This is a genomic window from Mesorhizobium sp. AR10 (assembly GCF_024746795.1).
Taxonomy (GTDB): domain Bacteria; phylum Pseudomonadota; class Alphaproteobacteria; order Rhizobiales; family Rhizobiaceae; genus Mesorhizobium.
This window is the reverse complement of sequence record NZ_CP080524.1, coordinates 2,668,915-2,694,609: the sequence shown is the minus strand read 5'-3', so window position 1 is coordinate 2,694,609 and position 25,695 is coordinate 2,668,915. Positions and strand designations below refer to the sequence as shown.

At 61.2% G+C, this 25,695-nt stretch carries 28 protein-coding genes and 2 pseudogenes; 20 read left to right on the top strand and 10 right to left on the bottom strand.

Translation table 11 applies throughout. The features are described from left to right. Positions 1-81: 81 nt before the first annotated feature. The 8 genes and pseudogenes from LHFGNBLO_RS16650 to LHFGNBLO_RS16615 all read left to right on the top strand — a co-directional run bounded on the left by LHFGNBLO_RS16650 (position 82) and on the right by LHFGNBLO_RS16615 (position 8,430). Entirely contained in the window at positions 82-1,335 is a 1,254-nt protein-coding gene (locus LHFGNBLO_RS16650) for a hypothetical protein (RefSeq protein WP_258609094.1), read from the top strand. 118 nt (positions 1,336-1,453) lie between these two features. Next, positions 1,454-4,546, top strand: coding sequence for an excinuclease ABC subunit UvrB (gene uvrB / locus LHFGNBLO_RS16645; RefSeq protein ID WP_258609093.1), 3,093 nt, complete (start codon positions 1,454-1,456; stop codon positions 4,544-4,546). A 293-nt stretch (positions 4,547-4,839) separates the two neighbouring features. Further along, positions 4,840-6,369: an ABC-F family ATP-binding cassette domain-containing protein gene (locus tag LHFGNBLO_RS16640; RefSeq protein ID WP_258609092.1), complete on the top strand. Its 1,530-nt coding sequence runs from the start codon at positions 4,840-4,842 to the stop codon at positions 6,367-6,369. Between the two features lie 143 nt (positions 6,370-6,512). Then, positions 6,513-6,793: pseudogene (locus LHFGNBLO_RS16635) on the top strand (type II toxin-antitoxin system RelE/ParE family toxin). A gap of 31 nt (positions 6,794-6,824) precedes the next feature. Beyond that, on the top strand, positions 6,825-7,127 hold the full coding sequence (locus tag LHFGNBLO_RS16630) for a HigA family addiction module antitoxin (protein ID WP_258609091.1): 303 nt from the start codon (positions 6,825-6,827) through the stop codon (positions 7,125-7,127). Positions 7,128-7,165: 38 nt separating this feature from the next. Further along, positions 7,166-7,444, top strand: a complete 279-nt coding sequence (locus LHFGNBLO_RS16625) for a hypothetical protein (RefSeq protein WP_258610057.1) — start codon at positions 7,166-7,168, stop codon at positions 7,442-7,444. Between the two features lie 127 nt (positions 7,445-7,571). After that, positions 7,572-8,000, top strand: a complete 429-nt coding sequence (locus LHFGNBLO_RS16620; RefSeq protein WP_258609090.1) for a VOC family protein — start codon at positions 7,572-7,574, stop codon at positions 7,998-8,000. A 76-nt stretch (positions 8,001-8,076) separates the two neighbouring features. Then, positions 8,077-8,430: pseudogene (locus tag LHFGNBLO_RS16615) on the top strand (DUF1428 domain-containing protein). 131 nt (positions 8,431-8,561) lie between these two features. Here LHFGNBLO_RS16615 and LHFGNBLO_RS16610 read toward each other — a convergent pair. From LHFGNBLO_RS16610 to LHFGNBLO_RS16600, 3 genes are all read right to left on the bottom strand, one after another. Further along, the gene (locus LHFGNBLO_RS16610) at positions 8,562-10,202 is read right to left on the bottom strand and encodes a tetratricopeptide repeat-containing sulfotransferase family protein (RefSeq protein WP_258609089.1); all 1,641 of its coding nucleotides are present in this window, start codon (positions 10,200-10,202) and stop codon (positions 8,562-8,564) included. Positions 10,203-10,363: 161 nt separating this feature from the next. Beyond that, on the bottom strand, positions 10,364-10,636 hold the full coding sequence (locus tag LHFGNBLO_RS16605; RefSeq protein WP_413774691.1) for a hypothetical protein: 273 nt from the start codon (positions 10,634-10,636) through the stop codon (positions 10,364-10,366). A gap of 133 nt (positions 10,637-10,769) precedes the next feature. After that, a complete protein-coding gene (locus tag LHFGNBLO_RS16600; protein ID WP_258609088.1) occupies positions 10,770-10,952 on the bottom strand; it encodes a hypothetical protein in 183 nt (60 codons plus the stop codon). A 330-nt stretch (positions 10,953-11,282) separates the two neighbouring features. Here LHFGNBLO_RS16600 and LHFGNBLO_RS16595 point away from each other — a divergent pair, with 330 nt between their 5' ends. The 5 genes from LHFGNBLO_RS16595 (at position 11,283) to LHFGNBLO_RS16575 (ending at position 14,166) form a co-directional block, all read left to right on the top strand. Further along, on the top strand, positions 11,283-11,549 hold the full coding sequence (locus LHFGNBLO_RS16595) for a hypothetical protein (RefSeq protein ID WP_258609086.1): 267 nt from the start codon (positions 11,283-11,285) through the stop codon (positions 11,547-11,549). After that, complete coding sequence (locus tag LHFGNBLO_RS16590) at positions 11,546-11,794, top strand: hypothetical protein (RefSeq protein ID WP_258609084.1); 249 nt, start codon at positions 11,546-11,548, stop codon at positions 11,792-11,794. The genes LHFGNBLO_RS16595 and LHFGNBLO_RS16590 overlap by 4 nt, the downstream gene beginning before the upstream one ends. Positions 11,795-11,943: 149 nt before the next feature. Then, entirely contained in the window at positions 11,944-12,081 is a 138-nt protein-coding gene (locus LHFGNBLO_RS16585; protein ID WP_258609082.1) for a hypothetical protein, read from the top strand. A 173-nt stretch (positions 12,082-12,254) separates the two neighbouring features. Continuing rightward, positions 12,255-12,476, top strand: coding sequence for a hypothetical protein (locus tag LHFGNBLO_RS16580; protein ID WP_258609080.1), 222 nt, complete (start codon positions 12,255-12,257; stop codon positions 12,474-12,476). 136 nt (positions 12,477-12,612) lie between these two features. Next, a complete protein-coding gene (locus tag LHFGNBLO_RS16575; protein WP_258609078.1) occupies positions 12,613-14,166 on the top strand; it encodes an EAL domain-containing protein in 1,554 nt (517 codons plus the stop codon). 109 nt (positions 14,167-14,275) lie between these two features. On the opposite strand, the gene LHFGNBLO_RS16570 is transcribed toward LHFGNBLO_RS16575, so the two are convergent. Then, positions 14,276-14,677, bottom strand: a complete 402-nt coding sequence (locus LHFGNBLO_RS16570) for a Kazal-type serine protease inhibitor family protein (RefSeq protein ID WP_258609076.1) — start codon at positions 14,675-14,677, stop codon at positions 14,276-14,278. Positions 14,678-15,173: 496 nt separating this feature from the next. On the opposite strand from LHFGNBLO_RS16570, the gene LHFGNBLO_RS16565 reads away from it, so the two are divergent. The 3 genes from LHFGNBLO_RS16565 to LHFGNBLO_RS16555 all read left to right on the top strand — a co-directional run bounded on the left by LHFGNBLO_RS16565 (position 15,174) and on the right by LHFGNBLO_RS16555 (position 16,442). Further along, positions 15,174-15,386 (top strand): cold-shock protein, encoded by a 213-nt coding sequence (locus LHFGNBLO_RS16565; protein WP_006202520.1) that lies wholly within the window; start codon positions 15,174-15,176, stop codon positions 15,384-15,386. 245 nt (positions 15,387-15,631) lie between these two features. After that, a complete protein-coding gene (locus LHFGNBLO_RS16560) occupies positions 15,632-15,844 on the top strand; it encodes a cold-shock protein (protein ID WP_008877668.1) in 213 nt (70 codons plus the stop codon). 175 nt (positions 15,845-16,019) lie between these two features. Then, entirely contained in the window at positions 16,020-16,442 is a 423-nt protein-coding gene (locus LHFGNBLO_RS16555; protein ID WP_258609075.1) for a BA14K family protein, read from the top strand. An 83-nt stretch (positions 16,443-16,525) separates the two neighbouring features. Here the strand turns inward: LHFGNBLO_RS16555 and LHFGNBLO_RS16550 are convergent, their stop codons facing one another. From LHFGNBLO_RS16550 to LHFGNBLO_RS16540, 3 genes are all read right to left on the bottom strand, one after another. Continuing rightward, entirely contained in the window at positions 16,526-17,167 is a 642-nt protein-coding gene (locus tag LHFGNBLO_RS16550; RefSeq protein ID WP_258609074.1) for an MBL fold metallo-hydrolase, read from the bottom strand. Positions 17,168-17,325: 158 nt separating this feature from the next. Continuing rightward, positions 17,326-17,643: a hypothetical protein gene (locus tag LHFGNBLO_RS16545; RefSeq protein ID WP_258609756.1), complete on the bottom strand. Its 318-nt coding sequence runs from the start codon at positions 17,641-17,643 to the stop codon at positions 17,326-17,328. Positions 17,644-17,788: 145 nt separating this feature from the next. Then, entirely contained in the window at positions 17,789-18,682 is an 894-nt protein-coding gene (locus tag LHFGNBLO_RS16540; RefSeq protein ID WP_258609073.1) for a branched-chain amino acid aminotransferase, read from the bottom strand. A gap of 250 nt (positions 18,683-18,932) precedes the next feature. Between LHFGNBLO_RS16540 and LHFGNBLO_RS16535 the strand changes: the two genes are divergently transcribed. Both LHFGNBLO_RS16535 and LHFGNBLO_RS16530 read left to right on the top strand, forming a co-directional pair. Further along, positions 18,933-19,466 (top strand): MarR family winged helix-turn-helix transcriptional regulator, encoded by a 534-nt coding sequence (locus LHFGNBLO_RS16535; protein ID WP_258609072.1) that lies wholly within the window; start codon positions 18,933-18,935, stop codon positions 19,464-19,466. Next, a complete protein-coding gene (locus tag LHFGNBLO_RS16530) occupies positions 19,453-20,172 on the top strand; it encodes a response regulator (RefSeq protein WP_258609071.1) in 720 nt (239 codons plus the stop codon). Before LHFGNBLO_RS16535 ends, LHFGNBLO_RS16530 begins: the two co-directional genes overlap by 14 nt. Before the next feature lie 44 nt (positions 20,173-20,216). Here LHFGNBLO_RS16530 and LHFGNBLO_RS16525 read toward each other — a convergent pair whose 3' ends face one another. Both LHFGNBLO_RS16525 and LHFGNBLO_RS16520 read right to left on the bottom strand, forming a co-directional pair. Next, positions 20,217-21,311 carry a tyrosine-type recombinase/integrase gene (locus LHFGNBLO_RS16525; RefSeq protein WP_258609070.1) on the bottom strand — a complete coding sequence of 365 codons (1,095 nt, stop codon included), beginning with the start codon at positions 21,309-21,311 and terminating at the stop codon, positions 20,217-20,219. Next, on the bottom strand, positions 21,308-21,571 hold the full coding sequence (locus LHFGNBLO_RS16520) for an XRE family transcriptional regulator (RefSeq protein ID WP_258609069.1): 264 nt from the start codon (positions 21,569-21,571) through the stop codon (positions 21,308-21,310). Before LHFGNBLO_RS16520 ends, LHFGNBLO_RS16525 begins: the two co-directional genes overlap by 4 nt. 401 nt (positions 21,572-21,972) lie before the next feature. Here LHFGNBLO_RS16520 and dps point away from each other — a divergent pair, with 401 nt between their 5' ends. Both dps and LHFGNBLO_RS16510 read left to right on the top strand, forming a co-directional pair. After that, the gene (gene dps, locus LHFGNBLO_RS16515; RefSeq protein WP_258609068.1) at positions 21,973-22,461 is read left to right on the top strand and encodes a DNA starvation/stationary phase protection protein Dps; all 489 of its coding nucleotides are present in this window, start codon (positions 21,973-21,975) and stop codon (positions 22,459-22,461) included. A gap of 181 nt (positions 22,462-22,642) precedes the next feature. Beyond that, entirely contained in the window at positions 22,643-22,993 is a 351-nt protein-coding gene (locus tag LHFGNBLO_RS16510; RefSeq protein ID WP_258609065.1) for a hypothetical protein, read from the top strand. A gap of 236 nt (positions 22,994-23,229) precedes the next feature. On the opposite strand, the gene LHFGNBLO_RS16505 is transcribed toward LHFGNBLO_RS16510, so the two are convergent. Beyond that, on the bottom strand, positions 23,230-25,644 hold the full coding sequence (locus LHFGNBLO_RS16505) for a membrane-bound PQQ-dependent dehydrogenase, glucose/quinate/shikimate family (protein ID WP_258609064.1): 2,415 nt from the start codon (positions 25,642-25,644) through the stop codon (positions 23,230-23,232). Between the last annotated feature and the right edge of the window lie 51 nt (positions 25,645-25,695).

The following is a 25,695-nucleotide window of genomic DNA, read 5'->3' as shown; positions in this document are numbered from 1 at the left end:
TGGCCACTGACGCGCAGAGCAAACAACAGGCCTGCCGCGCAAATGCATGTATGGTCGGCGTAGAACACGGAGGATCAAGAGATGCGACTTTCAACCCTGCTGGCATCCGCCTTTGTTATCCTCCTGCCGATTTCTTCCGCGGGCGCCGCAGCGCCCGAGACGGTCGCCGCCCTGTTCCAGGCGAAAACCGTGGCAGAGCGAGACACCGCTCTGGCGACGCTCGAAGCCGCAGCACCCAGCGACCCGGCATCGGCCTACGCCGCCGGCGCCGGTGAATTCTTCACCGCGCTGGAGATCCTGGCAGGCGGCCTGCATCGTCACGGCTTTGAGAGCCCGCAATCCTTCATGCTGCCGCTGATGCGACTTCCCGTTCCGGACAATCCCAATCCCCAGCCGCTGACCTACGAGGAGTTTCGCGCCATTCTGGTCGCCTTCCGCGACCGGCTGCAGAAATCTGCCGCCACGCTGGGTTCGGTGCCCGCCGGTGCCGATATCGGCATGGAGATCGACCTCACCCGTGTCGGCATCGATCTCAACGAGGACGACACCATAGCACCGGACGAAAGTGCGGCCGCGATCATGGCATCCCTGTCACGCGGCGGCGGCGCACCGGACGGGACTGCCCCCGCTCTCACCTTCCGCTTCGACCGCGCCGACGGTTACTGGCTGCAGGGCTATGCCGAATTCCTGATGGCGCAGGCGGATTTCTGGCTGGCGCATGATTTCAGGAGCATGTTCGACGGTTCGTTCCATATGCTGTTCCCGCGTGCCAAGCTGCCGCTGCAGGACACGCTCGTTCCGCCGGACGGTGGCATGAGCGGCAGCATCCTCTCCTCGGAATGGCGCATTGCCGATTTCATCTCGCTGATCCATCTGGTCAACTGGCCGGTGGTCGAGCCGGAACGCCGGCAAGCGGCACGCAGCCATTTGCTGGAAATGATCCGGCTGTCGCGCGAGGACTGGAAGGCGATCCGCGCAGAGACCGACAACGAACGCGAATGGCTGCCCGGCCCGCAGCAGAAAGGCGCCAACCCGCTCACCGGTCTCGAAGTCGGCGAGGAGCAGGTCCAGGCCTGGCTCGCCGCGCTAACCATGGCCGAGGATCTGCTCGAGGGCCGCACCTTGCTGCCGCATTTCCGCATCGCCGACAAAGGCATCAACATGAAGCGCTTCTTCGATGAGCCAAAGCCCTTCGACCTGGTACTGTCGATTACCGGTCCGGCCATCGCCCCCTATCTCGAGGGCGGAAAGATCCTGACCGGTGGCGAGTTCGACCAGATCCAGCGCCAGTTCGGTGGCGCAGGGTTTCTGACTTTCGCGCTGTGGTTCAACTGAAGGAGCGCGGTTGATGCGACATTGCTCCTGACACCCTTGTGTCAGCAGCATGGTTTCGGCCTGCGCCCGTCGCCACTCCGCTCTTTCCATTTTGGCTGACTCTGCCCATATTCGGGACATGGCCAAACTCCCCGACAAAAAGACGCCGCCGCCGGCGGGTGACGATCGCGCTTCGCCGCCCAAGCCGCGCAGCCCGCTGACCGATTTCCTCGACGCATCGGAACCGTTGCACAAGGGCGGCTTTGCCGAAGCGCCGCAGGCCGAATTTTCAGGTGCGCCACTAACCGGCTCGATCGCGGACTGGGCCGAGCAGATCGAACAGGAGGCCGAGAAGGAAGGGCGCCAAGTCGTTTCCGACAAGGACGGCGGCAAATCGCCGAAGACGGCGAAAAAGATCCCCGAGCGTTCCGCCGCCGCCGGCCGCACCGCTCGCGGCACCTCGATGGGCGGCGCGGCTTCGGCCAGGGAGCGAACCGCCGCCGGCCTCAATCCGGTCGCCGGCCTCGACATTTCGCTGGAAGATGCCGAGACCATGGCGTCGGGCGGTGTCACCGCCACGGTCGCCGCTTTGTCGGCGCTGATCGAATCCGGCAATCCCTTGCACAAGGACGGCGTGCTGTGGACGCCGCACCGCCCTGCCCGCCCGGAAAAATCAGAAGGCGGCATCGCCATCAAAATGGTGTCGGATTTCGAGCCGGCCGGCGACCAGCCGACGGCGATCAGGGATTTGGTCGAGGGCGTCAACGACAATGACCGCACCCAGGTGCTGCTCGGCGTCACCGGCTCGGGCAAGACCTTCACCATGGCCAAGGTGATCGAGGAGACGCAGCGCCCTGCCCTGATCCTGGCGCCCAACAAGACGCTGGCCGCGCAGCTCTACTCCGAGTTCAAGAAATTCTTCCCGGAAAACGCCGTCGAGTATTTCGTCTCCTACTACGATTATTACCAGCCGGAAGCCTACGTCCCGCGCACCGACACCTTCATCGAGAAAGAATCCTCGATCAACGAGCAGATCGACCGCATGCGCCATTCGGCGACGCGCTCGCTGCTCGAGCGCGACGACGTCATCATCGTCGCCTCGGTGTCCTGCATTTACGGTATCGGCTCGGTCGAGACCTACACCGCGATGACGTTCCAGATGCAGATCGGCGACCGCCTCGACCAGCGCTCGCTGCTCGCCGACCTCGTCGCCCAGCAATACAAGCGGCAGGACATCAATTTCGTCCGCGGCTCGTTTCGCGTGCGCGGCGACACGATCGAAATCTTTCCGGCCCACCTCGAAGACCGCGCCTGGCGCATCTCGATGTTCGGCGACGAGATCGAGGCGATCACCGAGTTCGACCCGCTGACCGGCCAGAAAACCGGCGAGTTGAAAAGCGTCAAGATCTACGCCAATTCGCACTATGTGACGCCGCGTCCGACCTTGAATCAAGCCATCAAGTCGATCAAGGAAGAACTCAAGCACCGCCTGCAAGAGCTTGAAAAGGCTGGCCGACTGCTCGAGGCGCAGCGGTTGGAGCAGCGCTGCCGGTTCGATCTGGAGATGCTGGAAGCCACCGGCTCCTGCGCCGGCATCGAGAACTATTCGCGCTATCTCACCGGTCGCCAGCCGGGCGATCCGCCGCCGACGCTGTTCGAATACATTCCCGACAATGCGCTGGTCTTCGTCGACGAGAGCCACGTCACCATTCCGCAGATCGGTGGTATGTATCGCGGCGACTTTCGCCGCAAGGCAACGCTGGCCGAGTATGGTTTCCGTCTGCCATCCTGCATGGACAACCGGCCGCTGCGCTTCGAGGAATGGGACGCCATGCGCCCGCTCTCCATTGCCGTTTCGGCCACCCCCAGCGCCTGGGAGATGGAACAGGCCGGCGGCGTCTTTGCCGAGCAGGTCATTCGCCCGACGGGCCTGATCGACCCGCCGGTCGAGGTGCGTCCAGCCAAGACCCAGGTCGACGATGTCGTCGGCGAAATCCGCGACACCACCAAGGCCGGCTACCGCACGCTGGTCACCGTGCTGACCAAACGCATGGCGGAGGATTTGACCGAGTACCTGCACGAGCAAGGCATTCGCGTCCGTTACATGCACTCCGACATCGACACGCTGGAGCGCATCGAGATCCTGCGCGACCTGCGCCTCGGCGCCTTCGACGTGCTGGTCGGTATCAACCTTTTGCGCGAAGGTCTCGACATTCCTGAATGCGGTTTCGTCGCCATTCTCGACGCCGACAAGGAAGGTTTCCTGCGCTCGGAAACCTCGCTGATCCAGACCATCGGCCGCGCCGCCAGAAACGTCGACGGCAAGGTTATCCTCTATGCCGACCAGATCACCGGCTCGATGGAGCGGGCGATGGCCGAAACCGGCCGCCGCCGCGAAAAGCAGATGGAGTGGAACGAGGCCAACGGCATCACGCCGGAATCGGTCAAATCGCGCATCTCCGATATTCTGGATTCGGTCTACGAGAAGGACCATGTCCGCGCCGACATCTCGCAGTTCACCGACAGCGCCGGCGCCATGATGGGCAACAACCTCAAGGCCCATCTCGACGCGATGGAGAAACAGATGCGCGACGACGCCGCCAATCTCGACTTCGAGAAGGCAGCCCGCATCCGCGACGAGATCAAGCGGCTGCGCGAAATGGAACTGTCGATCTCGGAAGACCCGCTGGCCAAATACGCCGACATGGAAAGCCCGGTTTCGGGCCGCGAGAAGGGCAAGCACAATAAGGGCGTGGCCAAACATCGTACATCAGAGGAACAAGAACGTTTCCGCAAGCTCGATGAGGCGCGTGCCGCCGAAGAGGCGGCCAAGGCAGCCCGGTCCAACCTCTTCCACAAGCCGGCGCTCGACGAAATGGGCACCGATGGTGCGGTACCGGTGAAGAAGCCGCTATTCGCCAAACCTTCGCTCGATGCCATGGGGCCGGGCACCGACATGCCGACTCCGGCAGGTGCCGTATCGCGTTCGCTGTTCAAGAAACAGTCGGCGCAGGAGGCGCACGGCTCCGATTTCGGTATTCCCGGCGACACCACCAAGCCGCTGTTCAAGAAGAACTCGCTCGACGAAATGACCGTGCGGCGAACCGAGACGCCGATCGAAGGCGACAAGCCGGTCAAGCGCGAACGTGCCGGCATCGGCTCTTATGAAGACCCGGCCGATGCCCGCCGCGAAAAGCGCCGGCCCGGCAAGACGGGCAGGCCGGGAAAGTAGACTAACGCGGCACTTGCCATCCGCCCTGCCCTTGGTGTAGCCAGTTCACACACTCAAACGTCTTTGAAAGGAGGGCTCACGTGTTTACGTTTATTCGTCACCATCGTCAGCGTGGCCCGATTTCTGCCCTGCGAGCTTGCTTGCAGGGCTGACCAGAGACGGTCCGGGTTCTTCCCGCTTCGATTTTTTGGTCTGCCCTTCGTGGTGCTGCAATGCCGAGCCTGATGGCCAGCCTGCGCACCGTCAAAGTGCATTGATCCGGAATACACTCCGGACAGACCAGAGAAATCAACATGGCCCTGATCAGCCTCAAGACCCTCGGTATCACCATGAGTGCGCCGCTCTTTTCCAACCTCGATCTCACCATCGGCACCGGCGACCGGCTTGGCATCGTCGCCGCCAACGGCCGCGGCAAATCCACTCTGCTCAGATGCCTGACCGGCGAATTCGAGCCGACCTCCGGCGACATCACCCGCACCCGCGGTCTGCGCGTCGGTCATGTCGAGCAAGCCGTTCCGGCAGCGCTTGGCGAACGCAGCTTCCGTGAGGTGGTGGCCGACGCCTTGCCGACCGAGCAGGCCGAAAGCGAGCAATGGCGCGTCGACGTGGTGCTGGATTCGCTCGACGTGCCTGAATCGATGCGCGAGCGGCCGATGCGAGCGCTGAGCGGCGGCTGGCAAAGGCTGGCGCTGATCGCCCGCGTCTGGGTCACCGATCCGGATGTGCTGCTGCTCGACGAACCTACCAACCATCTCGACCTTGCCAAGATCAGCCAGCTCGAAACCTGGCTGAACGCGCTGCCGCGCGAAGTGCCGGTGGTGATCGCCAGCCACGACCGCGCCTTTCTCGACGCCACCACCAACCGGACGCTATTCCTGCGCCCGGAGCAATCGCCGGTGTTCTCTCTGCCCTATTCGCGGGCAAGACAGGCACTGGACGAGGTCGACGCTTCGACCGAGCGCAAGTTCCAGCGCGACATGAAAGTGGCGCAGCAATTGCGCCGCCAAGCCGCCAAGCTCAACAACATCGGCATCAATTCGGGCAGCGATCTTTTGGTGGTCAAGACCAAGCAGCTCAACCAGCGGGCGGAGCGCCTGGAAGACGCCGCGGCACCGGCGCACCGCGAGAAATCGGCTGGCGCGATAAAGCTCGCCAATCGCGGCACCCACGCCAAGGTGCTGATCACGCTCGACGACGCAGCAGTCGAAACCCCTGATGGCACGCTGCTGTTCAGGACCGGCAAGCGCCACATCTGCCAGGGCGACCGCATCGTTCTGCTCGGCCGCAACGGTGTCGGCAAGACAAGGCTGATCGGCTTGATCCGGAATGCCATCGTCGAACCGCAAACGACGGCGCAAGGCGTGAAGGTGACGCCGTCGACGGTGCTCGGCTACAGCGATCAGGCGCTGTCGGGCATCAGCGGCGACGACACGCCGCTGGCGATGCTCTCGCGCAAATTCGATGTCGGCGAGCAGCGGGCTCGCTCGCTGCTCGCTGGCGCCGGTGTGGTCATCGAGATGCAGGAGAAAAAGATCGGCGTGCTGTCCGGCGGGCAGAAGGCGCGGCTGATGATGCTGGCGCTCAGGCTTGCCAACCCCAACTTCTATTTGCTCGACGAGCCGACCAACCATCTCGACATTGATGGCCAGGAGGCGCTCGAAGCGGAACTGTTGGCGCATCAGGCCAGCTGCCTGCTCGCCTCGCACGACCGTTCCTTCATCAGGACGATCGGCAACCGCTTCTGGCTGATCGAAAAGCAGCGGTTGACCGAGGTCGAGAATCCCGAGGATTTCTTCCGCTCCGTGGCCGAAGCGGGCGGTTGAAGGTTCGGCATCGGGACGAGATATCGTGCCGATATGAAATGCCGGTCGGTCAACGACCGATCGGAATTCGTATCACTATATGAGACGTTTCTCTTGACTTCCGTGACGTATCATGCAACGATACGTCCTTCTGGGTAGAGCAGATGATACGTTCATTCAAGGACAAGACCAGCGAGGCGGTTTCGAAAGGCAAGGCTCCGAAGGGCTTCCCATCGGATCTCGTTCGTTCCGCTCAACGCAAGGTGTTCATGATCGACAACGCCGCCGAACTGTCAGACCTGAAGACGCCTCCCGGCAACAGGCTTGAGCCGCTGAAAGGCAACCGTGCTGGTCAGCATTCGATCCGCATCAACGATCAATTCCGCATCTGCTTTCGGTGGGTGGACGGCGGAGCAGAGGCGTAGAAGTCACCGATTACCATTAGGGCGCTGCCCAAACCGTAAAGGATACCAAAGATGGTTGTTAACATCTTCCCCCCGATCCACCCCGGAGAAATCCTCCGCGAGGAGTATCTCATACCACTTGGCCTGAAGCCCTATACGCTGGCTAAAAAGCTGCATGTGCCGCGCACACGTATCGAGCGCCTGGCCAGCGAGACGACACCGGTAACTCCCGACACAGCGTTGCGCCTTGCGAAGTTTTTCGGAACCACGCCGCAGTTCTGGATGAACATGCAGTCCAGTTATGACCTTGCCGTGGAGGGAGAGGCCAAGAAGGCCGATCTCGAGACGATCGAACGCTTGGAAGTTGCTGCTTGAGGTAAGCGGCACTGGCAACAACCCGCCTCGAGCCGCCTTTGGTGCTGCCGCAAAAAAATCTCGGCGGTCTGTCGGATTATGGCCGCGCACCCCGTCCTTGTGATGCCGACACAATGATGCCGGCGCCAATCGAGGAGAGCATCATGTTTAACCTGTCATCCATTGGTCGTATTGCGAGCCGTTACACGGCGGCTCGCGCCCGTTACCGCAGCGAGCGCGCGCTGCTTTCCCTGCCGATCGAATTGCGCAAGGACATCGGCTGGCCGGAAATCGTCGTCGACGCGCAAAACAGCCCAAGGATTGCGCGTGTTGACTAAAGGTCATCGCCGACGGCCTCGCGCAACTGGTGTCGGCATAGAAAAACGCATAGGCGGTGTAGGATCGCCGCCGCCTCACTCGTCCTAGGGTTCGCAAGGCCACACCAAACGCAAAGAGGAGCAAGCGATGAACGACCAGCCCCACACCCAGCCGGCAGTGAAAGTTCTCGGCGGTTTGACCCCTTATCTCCAGCTGGACGGCGCCTTCAAGGCCGCCGAATTCTACAAGAAGGCCTTCGGCGCCGAGCAGGTATTCTTCTATCCGCCCGATGAGCAGGGCCGCACCATGCACATTCACCTCCACATCAACGGCTCGACGCTGATGCTCTCCGATTTCTATCCCGAAAACGGGATGCCCGCCGTCAAGCCGCAAGGCTACACTATGCAGCTCCACCTCGGCAGCGACGACATCGACGCCTGGTGGAAGCGCGCCGTCGATGCCGGCTGCGAAGTCGCCGTGCCGCTCCAGGTCATGTTCTGGGGCGATCAGTGGGGCAATATGCGCGATCCCTTCGGCGTCGAATGGGCGATGAACGCGCCGGCCAAGAAAGCCTGAGCAATCGCGAATGGCGAAGCCCCTCACCGGCTGGCGCTGGTGAGGTCCCTTTCGACGGCACTCCAGGAGGCTCCAAATGTCCTATGTCGATGGTTTTGTACTCGCCGTGCCCAAGGCGAAGCTCGATGACTACAAGAAGCTGGCCAACCTCACAGGCCCCATATGGATGGAACACGGCGCGCTCGCCTACGTCGAATGTATCGGCGACGACGTGCCCTATGGCGAGTTGACCTCGTTTCCGCGTGCCGTGCAGGCCAAGGATGACGAGATCGTCATCTTCTCCTGGGCCGTCTAAGAATCGCGGGAGAGCCGTGATGCCGTCATGGCCAAGGTCATGGCCGACCCGCGTTTGACACCCGATTGGGGCCCCATGCCCTTCGACGGCAAGCGCATGATCTTCGGCGGCTTCCAGCCATTCATGGAGCTCTGACGCCAAGCTGGGCCGAGATTGAGGTCAGGCCGAGTCGAGAACGGTGGTTTCCGAGAACCGGAACGGAGCGTACGTTTAAGTACGTGAGTACCGGAAGCGCAGGGACCTACCGTTCGCAGGCCGGCCTCACCTCAATATCGGTCTAGCTTGTCGAGCAGCGGCTTTAGCCGCTCCCCATAGCGCTTCCACAGATCGACCGAGCCCTGATACATCGGCTGGCGCACTTGCGCGGCGGACGCCGTGCGCACCGGTCGGTCGGTCTCGTGGAACGACAGCGCCGCATCGTCCCATGGCAGGCCGAGATGGGCGATCAGCGCCCGCGTCTGCCCTTCCTGGTCGGCGACGAAATCCTCGTAGCGCACATCGTGCACGACCCCCGGCAAGACGGCGCGCCAATGCGCCATGATGTCGGTGTAGAGATTGTGGAAATCGGCAAGCTCGCCGAGGTCATAGCCGTAGCGGTGGCTGTCGCCGCGGAAATGCACCTTGTAGATCGACAGGCAGGTTGCCGCCGCATCGCGCGCGCAATGGATGATCTTCGCCTTCGGCAGCATCAGATGGATGAAGCCGATCAGCAGGAAGTTGCCAGGCATCTTGTCGGTGACATGCCTGTAGTTCGGATAGCGGGCATGCAGCATGTCGAGATAGGCCCGGCCGGCCTCGGCAAACTCCGCGTCTGATACGTCCACCAGTCCACAGGGGAAGCCGCCGGGCATATTTGTCGGGAACTGCTTGCCGACCGCGGTCTTCAAAATACTGAGCTCGCCCGCACCATAGACCTGCGGATGGCTGGCGATGATCTGTTCGACCAGCGTGGTGCCCGAGCGCGGCATGCCGACGACGAAGATCGGCGTGTCATCGGAAATCGCACTTGGCTTGTGCTTTTCGAAAAAGCCGGCGTCGAACACCGTCTTCATCGCCTCGAATTCGGCGCGCGTCCTGACCGGATCGTAGTCGATGCCCTTGCGGCGGATCGCATTGCCTTCAGCGAAATAGTCGAAGGCCCTGTTGTAATCCTTCAGATCGTCATTGGCCTTGCCGAGACCAAAGGACAGCTGCATGCGCGCCAGGCTGTCGGCCGGCGCCTTGGCATGCTGTGCCTCCATGCCGGTCAGTTCCGCGTCGCGCTCCTTCTGGCGCTTGACCTGCGTCAGCATCAGCCATGCCGTGGCCATGCCGGGCTCAACTGCCAGCGCTTGCCGGAACAGATCGGCCGCTTCATCGAGCTTGCCTTTTTCCATCATCCCGACGCCGAGCCCATGCAGCAGGTTGGCGTCCTTCGGCCGGATCGTCAGCGCCTCGCGGAAGGTTGCCAGCGCCTCATCCAGACGCCCGGCTTCCTGCAGCGTTTCGGCTAGCCCAATGCGCGCACGCACATGGAAGGGATTGCGACCGATCGTGCCGCGATAGATCGTTTCGGCCTCCTCGAATTGGCCGAGCTGTTTCAGCGCCGAGCCGAGATTGTCGCGCGCCGCCAGTTGATCCGGTCGGATCGCCACCGCCCCACGGAAGAAATCGACGGCCGCACTGACACGGCCGACGTCGCGCATCACCGTGCCGAGATTGTTGAGGAAATCCGGATTCTTGGGTTGCAGGCGCACCGACTGTTCGATGAGATCGAGACCGTCGGCGCTACGCCCGGTCTGGTGCAGCAACAGCCCTAGGAAATGCGCCGCCGCCGCATGGTTGGCCTTTTGCGCCAGCACCTGCCGATACAGGGTCTCGGCCTCTTGCCGGCGGCCGGCTTGATGCAGTTGCAACGCCTGCTGCACGCGCTGATCAAGTCCCAGCGGTGGTTGCCCACCACCTGCGCCTGCCGGTTTTCTTGGATCTCGGTTGATGGGAAACCTGCCGTGTTTGTCTGCTTGCCGGACCTAAGGCATGGCAGACGCAGATTCAAGTGTGGATCGAGGCGGCGCCGCGCTCGAATTCCCTAGTGCGTGCAGGAACCAGGCGACGCCTGGCGCGAGAACGATGCCTTGCGTCTTGCGACATTATGGGAGTTCAGGAACAGCATCCCGTCGGTGGCATCACTCTTGCTGAGACCCACCATGGTTCGCGTTCCGACTTCAGCCGGAATGCCGGTAAAGACATGGTAGATGGTCCACGATCTGTTCATCTCGATACGCCGCCCATAGTCGTGGCTCATATGGCCAAAGCGTTTGCTCTTGTCGTCTCCGACCGTGGTGCTTCTGATGACATCCATTGGCAGTCCTTCCCTCGCAAGTCGGCCCTCGTAAATCGGGCCTTCGCCAAAATTGGGCTTTCGCAAAAATTGAAGCGGCTGACAAACCTGTCTGCGATTGGTCTCGAACCGAACCCGCCCCAACTCGGCTCTATCAAATCAGGCGGTTGCTTTCGGCAATTTGACGTGCCCGGCGCAGTGTGCCGTCAGTGTCGGCGATCGTTCGCCTTGCCGCCTCGTCAGCTCTGATCGTCAGCCGCGCCGAGATGACTTTTGTCGGCTTGACGATCGGCTTGATTGTCACCGTCGTGCCATCCGGGGTTTTTACGGAAATCATAGGTTTTCCTCTCATGCCTAAATAAAATGCAAATGCCGGGACAAATGCTCCGGCAAATTATCAAACAATTTTTGAGAATGCGGCTGGACCCTATCAGCTTCCTACAGATAGTTATAGAGAACGAATTTTGCGAGAAGATCAGGCATTTACCGAAATCTTCTTGATTTGCACGGGATTTTAGATTAACAATTTGAGATCGTTTTTTGGGCCAAGCTTGGCATCTCGCGGCGTCGGAGGTTCACGACCCCGCCAATCTCATTCCAAATCGCCGACACTCAAATTGCCGATAGCAAGAGCGCGCGGCACATTCGCCCACATCGAGTCACCAGAATGTCCGGCCGCACCACCCATTCCATCGCGCATTTCACGGCACCTTTCGTGCTTAGTGGGTTGGAAGGAAAGCTGCCGGCCGGCGACTACGACATCGACCATGACGAAGAGCTGATCGACGGCATGTCGTGGCTTGCCTGGCGCCATGTCGCCACCTTCATCCATCTGCCGGCAAGGACGGTGAAAAGCCCGACCAGCCAGCTCGTCGCCATCGACCACGCCGAACTCGAAACCGCGCTTCGGCAAGACCGGGAGAACGCCGCATGATCCGTTTCCAGCAGAATGCACGCCCACGCACCGACACGCCCGCGCACCACTTCGCGATCGGCCAGACAGTTCGCATGAAGAGCCGCACCGGCCTCGTGCAGAAGACCGCGGAGCTGTTCCAGATCAAGAGCATGCTGCCGGTCAAGGACGGCTCGCCGCAATACCGCATTCGCAGCGACCAGGAGACCCACGAACGGGTCACCACGGAAGACAATCTCGAAGCGGCCGACAATCCGGCCGTCTAGAGCATGTTGCCCAAAAGTGCGCAGCGGTTTTGGGACAACGACATGCATAAAAACAAAGACTTAAAGCGCTTCGACTGAACCCCTTCACGCGACGCGCCGAAGCCGACACCACAACACCTACCGTCCACCACGCAACGAGGGACCAGAAAATGGCCAAGGGTCAACAGCGCAGCAACCGCGAGACACGCAAGCCCAAGAAGGACAAGGTTGTGGCCAAGCCGGCCTCGCCTTTCGGTTCGGCGGTCAAGCAGGCGGAAACCAGTCTGAAGCCGAAGTCCAAGGGCTAGGCCCAAAAAACTGGCCCGGGCCTTGGGAAAATCTGATGCTCAAACAGACTAGAGCATCGGCATTCCAGGGTCCTGCGCCCGTCTCTCTCGGGACCTCAAAATACAAGACGCGCCGCAGGATTTCTGCCGCGGCAACAGGGCCGCGCAACGCCTGCCCAACACGGAGGCGCCGCTTGAACTTCGTCATCGAGTTCTATCGGTCGCGCGATGCCGACGAGGCGATGCTCGACAAGGTGTCGCTGGAGGCGCCGAACCTGCGCGCCGCCCTGCAGGGCGCAACCGCGCTGTTCCACACCCTGGCCATGCCGCAGATCCCCGACCGTCTGCGCATCTCGGACGAGGACGGCAGCGAGCTTTACGCCGGCCCTGCCGATGGCGCGTATCCGGTGGCGTGAAGGAGCGGTCCCATTAAAGTTCATGTAAGGTCGAAGCCGTAAGATCCACTTCGACTGGCCCTTGGCGCATTGGGGGCCTGACACTTTGCGGGTACCCGGCACGACAATCGCCGCTCGCATCCGAGGCAGGAGGCGCATGGACAGGTCGCGCATCATCGTGATTGCGGTGGTGTTGGCCTTGCTCGGCGCCATGGTGCCCATCGCCGCCATGTTGCATTTTTCATGGGTTCTCGCAGTTCAACAAGAACACGACCGGCTGCAGCTGTTCGCCAGCCGCGTGATCGCCAGGGCCGACATATCGCTCAACGATGCGACCGGAGCGCTGCGGCAAGTCGATCAGTTCACCGGCATCCGCTGTTCTGCGGACCACATAGCCCGCATGCGGCAACTCACCATCAACACGCGCTCGATCGAAGAGATGGGCTATTTCGAAGATGGCCTGCTCAAATGCACGTCCTGGGGGCCGACCAAAGAACGCGTCGCGCAAACCCCGCCGGATTTTACCACCGCGAGCGGCGTTGCCATCACGGCTCGGATGCAGCCTTTGGCAAGCCAGGACCATCCGCTGATGGCGCTACAATACAAGGACCACAACGTCCTCGTAGATCCGGTGCGCTTTGTCGACGTCATCGTCGATCCCGGTGTCCAACTTGCTCTGGCGACGGAAAAGGGCATCCTCCTTGGCGCTCTGAACGGGCCTGATCCCGCCCGCATCGAAAAGATGATCGCCGGTCCCGGCAACGGCATCGATGACGGTCATCTGTTCGCCACCGCGCGCGGGATTGGCTGGCTTGCCGTCGCCACCGAACCGGAAAGCCAGATTCTGGACAGTGTTCGCAGACAGCAGCTTCTGCTGCTTCCTCTCGGCGCTTTCATTGCCGCCTTTATCATCGGCATGGTGGTCTGGTTGTCGCGGCGGCGGCTGTCGCCCTTGGGAGAGTTGCAGATTGCGGTCCGCAAGCGCGAGTTCATCGTTCACTATCAGCCGATCGTCGAACTCAGGACCGGCAACTGTATCGGAGCGGAAGCGCTGGTGCGCTGGAAAAGGCCGGACGGCTCCCTGGTGCGGCCCGATCTTTTCATCCCACTGGCCGAAGAGAGCGGCCTGATCACGCAGATCACCGATCAAATCGTCGCCCTTGTGATTTTCGATCTGAACAGGCTGCTCGTCACCGATCGCTCCATCCACGTCGCAATCAATCTCAGCGCAGCTGATGTCAGCACGGCAAGGGTCCTTCCCGTGATCGAAAAGGCCCTGCAGCACACGGGAATCCAGGCGCGGCAAATCTGGCTGGAGGCGACGGAGCGCGGCTTCGTGGACATTGATTCAGCGCGCTCGACCCTCATTCGCGCCCGCGACCTTGGCCACACAGTGGCAATCGACGACTTCGGCACCGGCTATTCCAGCCTGTCCCATCTCGAAGGTCTGCCGCTGGATGCGCTGAAGATCGACAAGTCGTTCATCGATACGATCAGCACCAACTCCGCCACCAGTTCAGTCACACCGCATATCATCGGGATGGCCAAGGCACTGAATCTGAGGATCATTGCCGAGGGCGTGGAGACACAGGCACAGGCCGACTACCTCGTGGAACACGACGTCGAGTATGGCCAGGGCTGGCTGTTTGCCAAACCGATGCCTGCGGCCGAGTTCATCGCCTATTGTCGACAGTTCAAGTCACCTGGATAGAGGCCGGCCGTTCCGTTGCAGGGCACCTTCGTCCATTGTGGGAGAAGGCCCGGCCCTATCGGCCGGCCGGTGGCCTCCCCGTCCGGAGACGGGGAGGAACTGGGACTCTCTAGCAGGGACCGTCGTCGACGACGCGATAGTCGGCGGCACGAGCCTCGCAGGCGTTCGGGAAGGTGCGCAGCTCACCAGAGCGGCGGCCGCAGACCGGAGCATATTCGCGCGTGCAGAACGTCTGCTCCTCGCCTCCGCCGCCACCACCGCCGCGGCACTCGCCGTCACGGATGATGCGGTATCCGGCCCGGTCGGCAAGGCAGGCATTGGCGAATGTCTGGCGGTCGCCGCCGCGCCGTGCGCAGACCGGCTCGTATTGTTTGGTGCAGAATTGCGGCTCCGGCCTTGGCGGGCGTGGCCCTGGCCCCTCATCGACCACCACAGTGCAGGCGCTAAGAATTGCCGACAGGAACAGGATGGCAAAACCCTGTCGCGAGAAGATTGCCGCAAGAAACTTCATGAATATGTCTCCCTCGAGACCCCCGTCCCGGCGCTAAACGCACCAGCCGATCCTCGCCATTCCAGTGCCAAATGCAACCCCCGTTTGCGGTACGCCGTATGACGGAAACGATGGCGACGTGCTCGCGCACACCGCCTTCGACGTGGCTGGCCACCGCCGCTGGACCATGCGTGGCCGGGCTCTGGCCGATGACCAGGAAGAGAGCCGGGTCTATCGATGCGCTGCGTCGGGATGCGCCCATCGGGGCGGCCCGCGGGTCTATCTTGCAACCATCACGTTTCCGTGCGATAAATTTTGTGTTCGGGCATTTGCGACCCGGAGAGCGGAACGTTTTGGACGACCTTTCCCCGATACTGTGAATCTCTGACGGCCCCGTTTTCGGCGGGGGGTTTGACCATGCGCAAATGCGTGACTGCCGAAGCAACCACCGGGACTTGCCCACGGCGCCAGGCAGCGGGCAAACCACAAGACTGACACGGGTGAAGGAGTTTCCCCAATGGCCCAGACCGGCACCGTTAAATTCTTCAACGCGACCAAAGGCTTCGGCTTCATCACGCCAGACGGCGGCGCCAAGGATGTGTTCGTCCACATTTCCGCAATCGAGGCTTCGGGCCTGCGTACTCTCGTCGACGGCCAGAAGGTCACCTTCGACGTCGAGCCCGACCGTATGGGCAAGGGTCCGAAGGCGGTCAATCTCCGCGCCGCCTAAGCCATCGGCGTGCCAGCGCGTCCGTTCGGACGCGCGGAGGAGGCTGCAAGGCCTTGAGCCGGCCTACAGAGCCGGGTTTGAATTTTCGAAGGCGCGACGGTTTTCGTCGCGCCTTTTTCGTGTCCGGGGTCGCTTGCCCATCCCGCAAAACTTTCTCTTGCCGATAGCGCTAAAATAAAGGACAAATTTCCATTCGGGCATTTGCCGGCCCGAGACTGACTTTATGGGATCAAAGGGAGCCTCCCATGCCGCAGACCGGCACCGTCAAATTCTTCAATCATGCCAAAGGCTTCGGCTTCATCACGCCGGACGATGGCGCGAAGGATGTCTTCGTCCATATTTCGGCCGTGCAAGCGTCGGGTCTTCCCGGTCTTGAGGATGGGCAGAAAGTGACTTTCGACACCGAGCCGGACAAGCGCGGCAAGGGGCCGAAGGCCGTCAACCTTTCGGTCGGCTGAGCGGCCTGAAGGACAGGACCGAACGCTCTCCACGAGCGTGCGATTTATGGCGCCCGCATCGAACCGCCTCCGAAATTTCGTTCAGCCCCTGTTCAGCCACGGTCGCCTATTAGTCTTTGGTAAAGCCGGACCGCATCCCCCGAAAACTACACGGGCCGGCACGAAGGAGACCAAAATGAACCGAATTCTCAAGACCGCCATCCTGGCTGCAGCCGTCGCCGCGACCACGCTCGCCACCTTGCCTGCGGCCAACGCCGGCGAGTGGCGTCACCGGCACCGTCATCATGGCAATGGCGACGCCATCGCGGCTGGCGTCCTTGGCCTCGCCGCCGGCGCGCTGATCGTTGGCGCGCTCAACAACCCGCAGCCCAGCTATTACGACCCCTACTATGACGAGTATGATCGCGACCCGCGGCCGCGGCCGGCCCCGGTGCGCCGCTACTATGTCGAACCGCAGGTCGTCTATGCCGACCGCTACGCCGAGCCATGGACCCGCGCATGGTACGATTACTGCTCGGACCGCTACCGGACCTTCAACGCCCGTACCGGCACGTTCACCGGCAATGACGGAGAGCAGCATTTCTGCACCGCCAACTGAAACAGCTATGCTGTTTCGAACAAAAAGCGCTGCCCCTGGGCAGCGCTTTTTTCGTTCTCGCGACTGCCGTTGAAGCCGTGCCTTCAGACGAGGAATGGATTGGTCCGGCGCTCCTCGCCGAAACGGCCGCCGGGACCATGACCGCAGATGAAGCCGATATCGTCGCCGAGCGGCAAGAGCTTGTTCTTGATCGAGGCAATCAGCGTGGCATGGTCGCCGCCCGGCAGATCGGTGCGGCCCACCGAGCCGCGAAACAGCACGTCGCCGACATGGGCGAACTTTGCCGCACGGTTGTAGTAGACGACATGTCCGGGCGCATGGCCGGGACAATGGAAGACCTCGAACACATGCTGGCCGAACGACACGGTTTCGCCCTCGGTGAGGAACCGGTCGGGCACGCAATTGCGCACGGTATCGGTGATGCCGAAGCGTTTCGCCTGGTTCTCAAGATTGGCGAGCAGCGGCCGGTCGGTCTCATGCGGGCCAATGATCTCGACGCCGAGCGCCTCCTTCAAATCCATCGCACCGCCGGCATGATCGATATGGCCATGCGTGATCCAGATCGCACCGGCGATAATCGCATTGTCCTTCAGCACCGACAATATCTTGTCGATGTCGCCGCCAGGATCGACGACGACACCGCTCTTGTCGTCCATATCGAAGAGGATGGTGCAGTTCTGCTGGAAGGGTGTAACCGGCACGATGCCGGCATTGAGCTGCCCCATGGTCGTCCTTTCGGTGTGTTGGAGCGAAGGATGCTCCGACCTCCGATGTAGAGACACAGGCGAAAGCCGTCCACCGCCAAAAAGGCAAACAGTGAGTACCCCAAAAACAAAAATGGGCGGCCGAAGCCGCCCATGCGAAAAGCCTGAAATGTCGAGGCTTATTTCTTCATCGCACCCATGACCGCGCCGATGATGCCGGTCAGGATGGCGCCGCCGCCGGCGCCGCCAACGATGTTCTCCAAGTTCAACGCGCTACCCAATCCACTCGTTGCCGCTGCAGCCGCTGCCGGATCGACCGCACCGCCGCCGAGCAGGCTGCCGAGGATGGCCGCGCCGCCGACGCCGCCAATGGCGCCACCCAGGATTTTAGGAAGCTGACCCAACGCCGCCTGCTTGAGCGCCGCACCGACCGCCTGACCACCGATGATACCCGTAATCACCTGAACAATGATCGGAAGAAGCGTGTTCATGTCCATATTACCAGTCCCTCCATAGCTGCCAGCCTCCCGGGCCGACGCCATCATGAGACGCCGAATTAGACGAAAGTCAAATGCAGACGTGCTGAAATAAAAAGGGCGGCCCGAAAACCGCCCCTGCTTGACTAAAAAGCTGTGACTTTCGCTATTCTGCTGCGATCGCGTGCTTGGGTTGAACGGCTGCAGAATAGTCATTCATCAATGTCTTGGCGATCTCGCCGACCTCGAATCGGTATGGCCCGATCTCCGAAACCGGCGTCACTTCGGCTGCTGTCCCGGTGAGGAAACACTGCTCGAAGCCTTCGAGTTCGTCGGGCATGATGGCGCGCTCGATCACCTCGAAGCCATTGTCCTTGGCCAGCCCGATGACCGTGCGGCGGGTGATGCCATCGAGGAAGCAATCGGGCTTGGGCGTATGGATCTTGCCGTCCTTGACGAAGAAGATGTTGGCGCCCGTCGCCTCCGCGACCTGGCCGCGCCAGTCGAGCATCATGGCGTCGGCATAGCCTTTGGCTTCGGCGGCATGCTTGGACATGGTGCAGATCATGTAGAGGCCGGCAGCCTTCGACTTGGACGGCGCGGTGCGCGGGTCGGGCCGGCGCCACTCGGCCAGATCGAGACGGATGCCCTTGAGCTTCTGTGCCGGGTCGAAATAGCTCGGCCATTGCCAGATGGCGATGGCGCAGTTGATGCGGCTGTTCTGCGCCGAAACGCCCATCTGCTCGCTGCCGCGCCAGGCGATCGGCCGGACATAGGCGTCCTGGAAGCCCTGCTTCTTCAGAAGCGTGGTGGAGGCGTCGTTGAGTTCTGCCACCGAATAGGGAATCTTGAAGCCGAGCAGGCGCGCCGATTCATGCAGGCGCTCGGTGTGCTCGTTGAGCTTGAAAATCTCGCCGCCATAGGCGCGCTCGCCCTCGAACACGGCGCTCGCGTAGTGCAGACCATGGGTCAGCACATGGACCTTGGCGTCGACCCATTTGACGAACTCGCCGTTCATCCAGATAAAGCCGTCCAGTTGGTCGAAGGGAACGGATGCCATGGAAACCTCCCGCGGACCGCCGCCCGCACATCATTGTGTCGTTGCTTGTTTCGTGTCGGCCGCATCAGGGCAGACGGTGTCTCAAAGCGTAGGCGGATATTTGAGGTATGGCAAACTCAGGAAATTCCGGAAAAACGGCTTCCCCTTGCCTTTTCGTTCGCAATCCGCCGAAAAGCTTGCCAAAAATTACCATTGCCGGAAAATTACGTCAATAGTACTGACATAGTTTCCTGGTTCATACGGAGAAAAGATGACGGATCGAAGCCAAGCAGCCGGTAAACCGATCAGGACGGCGATCACCGACGAGGACGGCATAGACTTCGCCATCATCGAATTGTTCTTCTTTGCCTATCGCGATTTTACCTCGGATCCGGACCAGATCCTGGCCGACTACGGCTTTGGCCGAGCCCATCACCGGGTGTTGCATTTCGTCAATCGCAGGCCGGGCCTCACGGTCGCCGAACTGCTCGACGTCCTGAAGATCACCAAGCAGAGTCTGGCGCGTGTGCTCAAGCAATTGATCGAAACCGACCATATCGTCCAGTTGCAGGGTCCTCGCGACCGTCGCCAGCGCGAACTCTATCCGACGGCCAAGGGCCGTGCGCTGGCTCTGGCACTGGCACGGCCACAGTCGCGCCGCATCCATGCGGCATTGGAAGATTCCGGAGCCACCGAACGCGCTTTGATCGAACGATTCCTGGAAGCGATGGTCAATCCGGAACTAAGGGCGCAGATCGACATTGTGCCAACAAAGATGTCAGGGAAAAGCCATGGAGACCATTGAAACGGTTGATCATCCGATAGCACCGGACGATGACGCACCGCATCTGCTTGTGGTCGACGATGACACCCGCATCCGCAACCTGCTCAAGCAGTTTCTGACCGAAAACGGCTTTCGCGTCACCGTTGCCGGAAATTCCGGCGAAGCCAGGCGAAAGCTCGCCGGTCTCGACTTCGATCTGATCGTGCTCGACGTCATGATGCCGGGCGAAAGCGGCGTCGACCTCACCAAGGCGTTGAGGGCCGAGAAGAATGTACCGATCCTCATGCTCACCGCGCTTTCCGAAACCGACAGCCGCATCACCGGGCTCGAGGCTGGCGCCGACGACTATCTGCCGAAACCGTTCGATCCGCGCGAGCTGATCCTGCGCATCAACAACATCCTGCGCCGCGGCGGCCCCGCGACGACGCCCAAGGTCGAGCAACTGGTCTTCGGCCCTTATACGTTCCAGATCGCCCGGCGGGAGTTGAAGCGCGGCGGCGAGGCTCTGAAACTGACCGACCGCGAGCAGGAGATCCTGGCAATCTTCGCCGCACGAGCCGGCGAAACCATACCGCGCCATGAACTTGTCGGCGACGATTCGGAAGTCGGCGAGCGTACCATCGATGTTCAGATCAACCGGCTGCGCCGCAAGATCGAGCGAGATCCGTCCAATCCGGTCTGGCTGCAGACCGTGCGCGGTATTGGGTATCGGCTCAGTGTAGAATAGCTGATTAACTATCAAGCGTTTTCAATAACTTACAACCAAAACTGTCAAACTATCCTAGTTGGTTTGACAGTTTTTGTTCCCGCTCCGTGCTTGGAAATGGCGTTCATCGCTTCATGCGCTAGGCGCATCTGATCAACGGCCTCGGTGTAGCGAACGATTTCATCAAGCTTTTTGTGGCCAGTAATTGCCTTGATCTGGTGGGGGGTGCAGCCGGCTTGGGCAAGCCGTCGGCTACACGCCTTGCGCAGACCGTGCGGTGAAAGCCCCATGGCGCCGCTTGCCATATCCTCGCGCAAACCAGCTTCGCGGACACAGACCCGGAACCAGTTAGTGAAAGACTCGGGCTGGAACGGCTTTTCGTATTGCGTCAGGAGAAATGTGAGATTGTCCTGGGGCCGGGCATCCAGCGTGCCTTTGAGGTATGCATGAAGCGGGATCGAGACGGCCGTGCCAGTCTTTTGCTGCCGAATGGACAAGACGTCGTGCTTGACGTGCTGCCGACCCATACGAATCACGTCTGAGCGTCGCTGGCCCGTAAACAGCAGAAGGTCGAGGGCGAGGCGGGCGCGGGTGCCCTCCGCGTGCGCCGAGTAGAACGCGACAATGTCCTCCTCTTGCCAAGTGATGAACCCGCCCGACTTGATTTTCATGCGCCGTATCCGGATCGTCGGATCGTCCTTGCGCATTCCCATATCGATGGCGCGCCCCATCAGCAGCTTGATCATCTTCAGCAGTTCGTTGGCCGCGCCAGGGTGTTCAGCCTTCTTGTCCATCATCCTGAGGACGTGCTTGCGCTCGATCCTGTCGACCGAGCCAATGCCGTATTCAATACGGATACGCTCAAGTGCGTTCCGATACGTCTTCTGGCTTGCCTTTGCTAGATTTCTGAAATCCGCACTGCCGTAGTAGGAGAGGATCAGGGCCCCCATCGTGCCGGGCTGGGTTCGATCAGCTCCTATCATGGTTGTTGGCGCCGCCCTGCCGGCTTGCCACGCCTTCAGCGCCGCCCCATAAGCATCCATGAACTCCGTCGAGTATGGAAGACCTGGCAGGGTAGTGTTCGACTGTCTGAAATAGTGCCGTGGCCGGCCGGTTCGATCAACAAAGGCTTTGACGTGCTTCGGCAGCTTACGCTTCATTGGACGAGCCGATCCCACTCGTTGTCGGAATCTTGAGACTCGGAAATCCCGCTCAGGCCGTCAAGCGCCCTCTCAAGTGCGCGGACATCCCAACGCTTGACGCCAGGAAGCCGCAACGGCGGTGGCATGATGCCGGCACGCACCAGCTTGTCAAAATAACCGACGCTAGCACCCACGAAGCTGGCGGCTTCGGGACGGCCAAAGACGCGGCGATCCGATGGTGGTAAGGCGTGGATAAGCCCGCAGGTGATCATTGTCATGGCAGAATGCTCCTTCTGCTGACGTTATAGCGCTGTTGCCGCCGAAGAGCCGAAAACGGAAAAAAGAATTCGATCGTGGGAAGCGGACTCCAGTTACGGGGGACCCGCTAGCGCATGGGTCAGCCAAGACTCACAGATCGAGCCCATCGACCGCCCTCTCGGAGGCGTCCTCCGGACCATGACGACCGTCAGTTTCAAACGGAATGACAATGTGCACGCGAAGGGAGGTTCGGCCGGGATCGAACTTTGCAAATTGACGACCGTCAAGGCGTTGGACCCTGAATTGGTCTGGAAATCTTAGGAGTTGAGTCCCGAAGACGGTTTCCGGCCTGTCGTAATCAGACATGAACCTTCTCAGACAGCAGCCCGACGACAGCCCTGATCACCGACGGAGCATGGCTATGGTACCGAGCAAGGCTCAGAGAGATTTGAGATTGAACGCCGAGGCAGCCTCCACAACGCTTCTGAATGCGCGTCTAGCGGATGCAATCGACTTGGCGCTTTCCGTCAAGCAGGCGCACTGGAATCTCAAGGGTCCGCAGTTTATCGCTTTGCATGATATGCTTGACCATCTGCGTGGCGAGGTTGACGGTCATGTTGACACAATCGCGGAGCGCGTCGCGCAACTCGGCGGCACCGCGCTAGGGACCACACAGACCGTCGCCAAGGCGACAACGCTGCAAGCGTACCCAACCGACATATACAAGATAAAGGACCACCTCGCCGCGTTGATCGAGCGCTATAGCGCAATGGCCGATGCCGTCCGCAGGGCGATCGAGGATGCCGATGAAGCCGGCGATTCCGGCACTGCGGACATTTTCACGGCCTTTTCCCGCGCTTTGGACAAATCGCTCTGGTTCCTCAAGGCGCATGTCCAGGAATCGGACTGAGGTCCGCCGGGTAAGGTCTCTTTGGGAGAAAAACAGCACGTATACACTGCCAGGCCTGATCATGCGAAGTGTAATTAAGAAAGGTCCGTAGTCTCACCGTTGAGCCTTCGGAGACCGGACGACCGGAGCCCTGCGCCAAGCACGACGTCTCTGGCATTCCATCAACGAGGAGAACCGCAGCATGCCGGTGAAACTCAATCGAACAGGGTATGACCAGGCAACGAAGCTTATCGAGGAAGATCGTGCTGTATTGGATGAAAGAGATGACTGGAGCGAACACCAGCCCTCGACAGGGGACAAAAACAGATTCATCGAAGACCACGGGTTTCGCGAATACCAAAAATGGCATCTGGGCGTCGACGATGCGCAAAGCGAGAACAACAAGCGGCGCTATAAATTCCCGTACGGCGACTTCAAAAATGTACATCGTTGCGCCGTGCTCGCTGCCGAATCGCGAGCCGGCCAGTACAAGTATCTTGATATCGAACTTGCTGCGGCTCATTTGCACGGCATGTTGAAGGCGCCGGATTGAGCCTAGGCTGTGAATAAGCCCGGCGCGCGAAAATCCTTTCTACCCATCAACTTTGGCGGTTTGGTTTGCCAGAGTCCCGATTGGGATGATGTCTGACGATAAGTCGCGCCAGTGCTCAACTGCAACATCAAGGGTCATCGAACTCTAAAATCGAGGCGCCTGTCCACACGAGACATCCGAATGCGTGGCTGACGGCACATTGTTGTGGTCGTCACGGTCTTGGTCTTCCGACAATTTCAAGGGCCGGCAGCCGCAAGTGCATAGGCGATTGTGTAATCCCCTATCCTGGTGCCGACATTGGAATGGCCGCCGGCAGTGATGACGACGAACTGCCGCCCCCCGCTTTCATAGCTCATCGGCGTCGCTTGCCCTCCGGCAGGCAGAGGGACCTTCCACACTTCACGGCCAGTCCTCAGATCGAAGGCGCGGAAATATTCATCGGCCGCAGCGCCAACGAATGTCAGGCCACCCGCCGTCGTCACCGTGCCGCCGATGTTGGGCACGCCGACCGTCAGTGGCAAATACGAGGGAATGCCGAGCGGCCCATTCCGCTCCGCCGTACCGAGCAGGCTGCGCCAAAGCACCCTCCCCGTCTTCAGGTCGAAAGCGTTCATGTAACCCCAGGGCGGCTGGTTGCAGGGGACGCCGAGAGGATTGAGAAAGGCCTCGTTATTGATGGCGAAGGGCGTCCCGGCCTGCGCCCCCCAGCCGGTCTCTCCCCCGCCCTTGCTGACGGGCTCACCGGGCTTGACGGCCTTGACGAAACTCTGCACCGCCTTCGGCGCCCGCTCGCGTGGGACCAGAGTATCGTAGAAGGGAATGCCGGACGAGTTCATCACCAGGATCTTGTTGACCTCGTCGATCGAAGCTCCGCCCCAGTCCGTGATGCCGAACTGACCCGGATGGATGACGGCCGGTGTGAGGCCCTGAGGCGTGAAGGTGCCATCGTAGCGGGCGCGCCTGAACTGAATGCGACACCAGAGTTGGTCGACGGGTGTCACCCCCCACATGTCGGCCTCGGTCAGCTCCGCTGGACGAAGGCTGATAGCCGAAGCAGGCTGCGTCGGCGACAGCGTGTCCCCCGGCGGAGGTCCTTGCGGCGCCAGTTCCTCGATCACCGGAGCGATTGGCTTGCCGGTGGTGCGGTCGAGAACATAGATGTCGCCAACCTTCGTCACCTGGATGATCGCCGGCTTCACACCGTCGGCTGTCGGCAGGTTGGTAAGGATCGGCTGCGCCGGCAGATCGTAGTCCCAGCGATCCTTGTGCACGGTCTGGAAATGCCAGCGCGGCCGGCCGTTTTCGAGATCGAGCGCAACGAGGGCGTCGCCGTATTCCTCGTCGAACGGCCGGCGATGACCGCCCCAGAAGTCCGGCGTGGCATTCCCCATCGGTACGTAGACGAGACCGAGTTCATCGTCGGCCGCGAAGATCGTCCAGGAATTGGGGGTGGCCGGCGTATAGAACTCGCCGGGCGGCGGTGCGCCGATGCGGTCCGGGTGCCCGACGTCCCAGGCCCAGGCGAGACGGCCGGTGACGGCATCGAAGGCTCGGATCACGCCGGAGGGCTCGTTGTCGGACTGGTTGTCGGCGACTTGGCCGCCCACCACCACCTTGCCGCGTGCGATCGTCGGCGGCGAGGTCACGAAATAGAAGTGGAGTTGGTCCGGCGGCTCCATCTGGTAGCGTAGATCGACTTCGCCATGGGTACCGAAGCTCTCACAGACTCGCCCGGTCATCGCGTCGACGGCGATCAGCCGCGCGTCGATAGTGGCCTCGATGATGCGAGTGGGGCACTCGGGTGTCCCGGCGGGCGCCTCGAACCAGGCCACGCCGCGGCAAACCACTTGATAGGAATTGGTCGGATCGACCTTGGGGTCGTAGCGCCAGCGCTCGTGCCCCGTGGCGACGTCGAGGGCGACGATGATGTTGTGCGCCGTGCAGGTGTAGAGGATCTCGCCAACCTTAAGGGGGGTTGCCTCATTGCGGAACTCATATCCAGTTTTCTCGAAGGGCTTCGGCAGGTCACCGCTGCGATAGACCCAAGCCACCTCCAAGCGGCTGACGTTTTCCGGAGTGATCTGGGCAAGCGGAGAATAGCGCGTGCCTTGGAGCGTGTTGCCGTAATGCCGCCAGTCCACCTCTTTGACATCATTCGATACCGTAGCCAGCACAAAAGGTATGGCCGGGGAAACATTGCCTGGGGCTTCCCGAAAGAAAGCAGCCACGAGCACGGCGGCGGCCAGGAGAGAAACGATAAGGGTGGGTGCCATCACCGTGCGGGGGCCATTCAGATAGGCCTTGTCGAGGCCGCGCCTGGCTAACGCCGTCAGCAACCAGAGTCCGAGCACGGCGGGCGGTGCTATACGCGGAAGCAGAGCCCAGAAGTAGTCGCCCGATTCCGAAATCGCCCAGGGGATGGTGCCAGCGATTACCGCAAGGAACAGCCACGCGCCGAGGCCATCTCCGCGCCACAAGAGGATGGCAGCGATAATCGTCGCCGCACCAGCGACGAGATAGTATGGAGACCCGCCGAGGATCACGAGCCAGCCTCCGCCCACGGCGAGTATGAGCCCGATCAGCACAAGGACAGAGGCGTAGACGCGGGGTGGCCGACGGCCTGAAGCCGCATGATCTCGCGTCATGTTCATACCTTTCTCCGTTCGGTGTCGCAACGGCCGCGGCAAAGAGAACCGGTATGC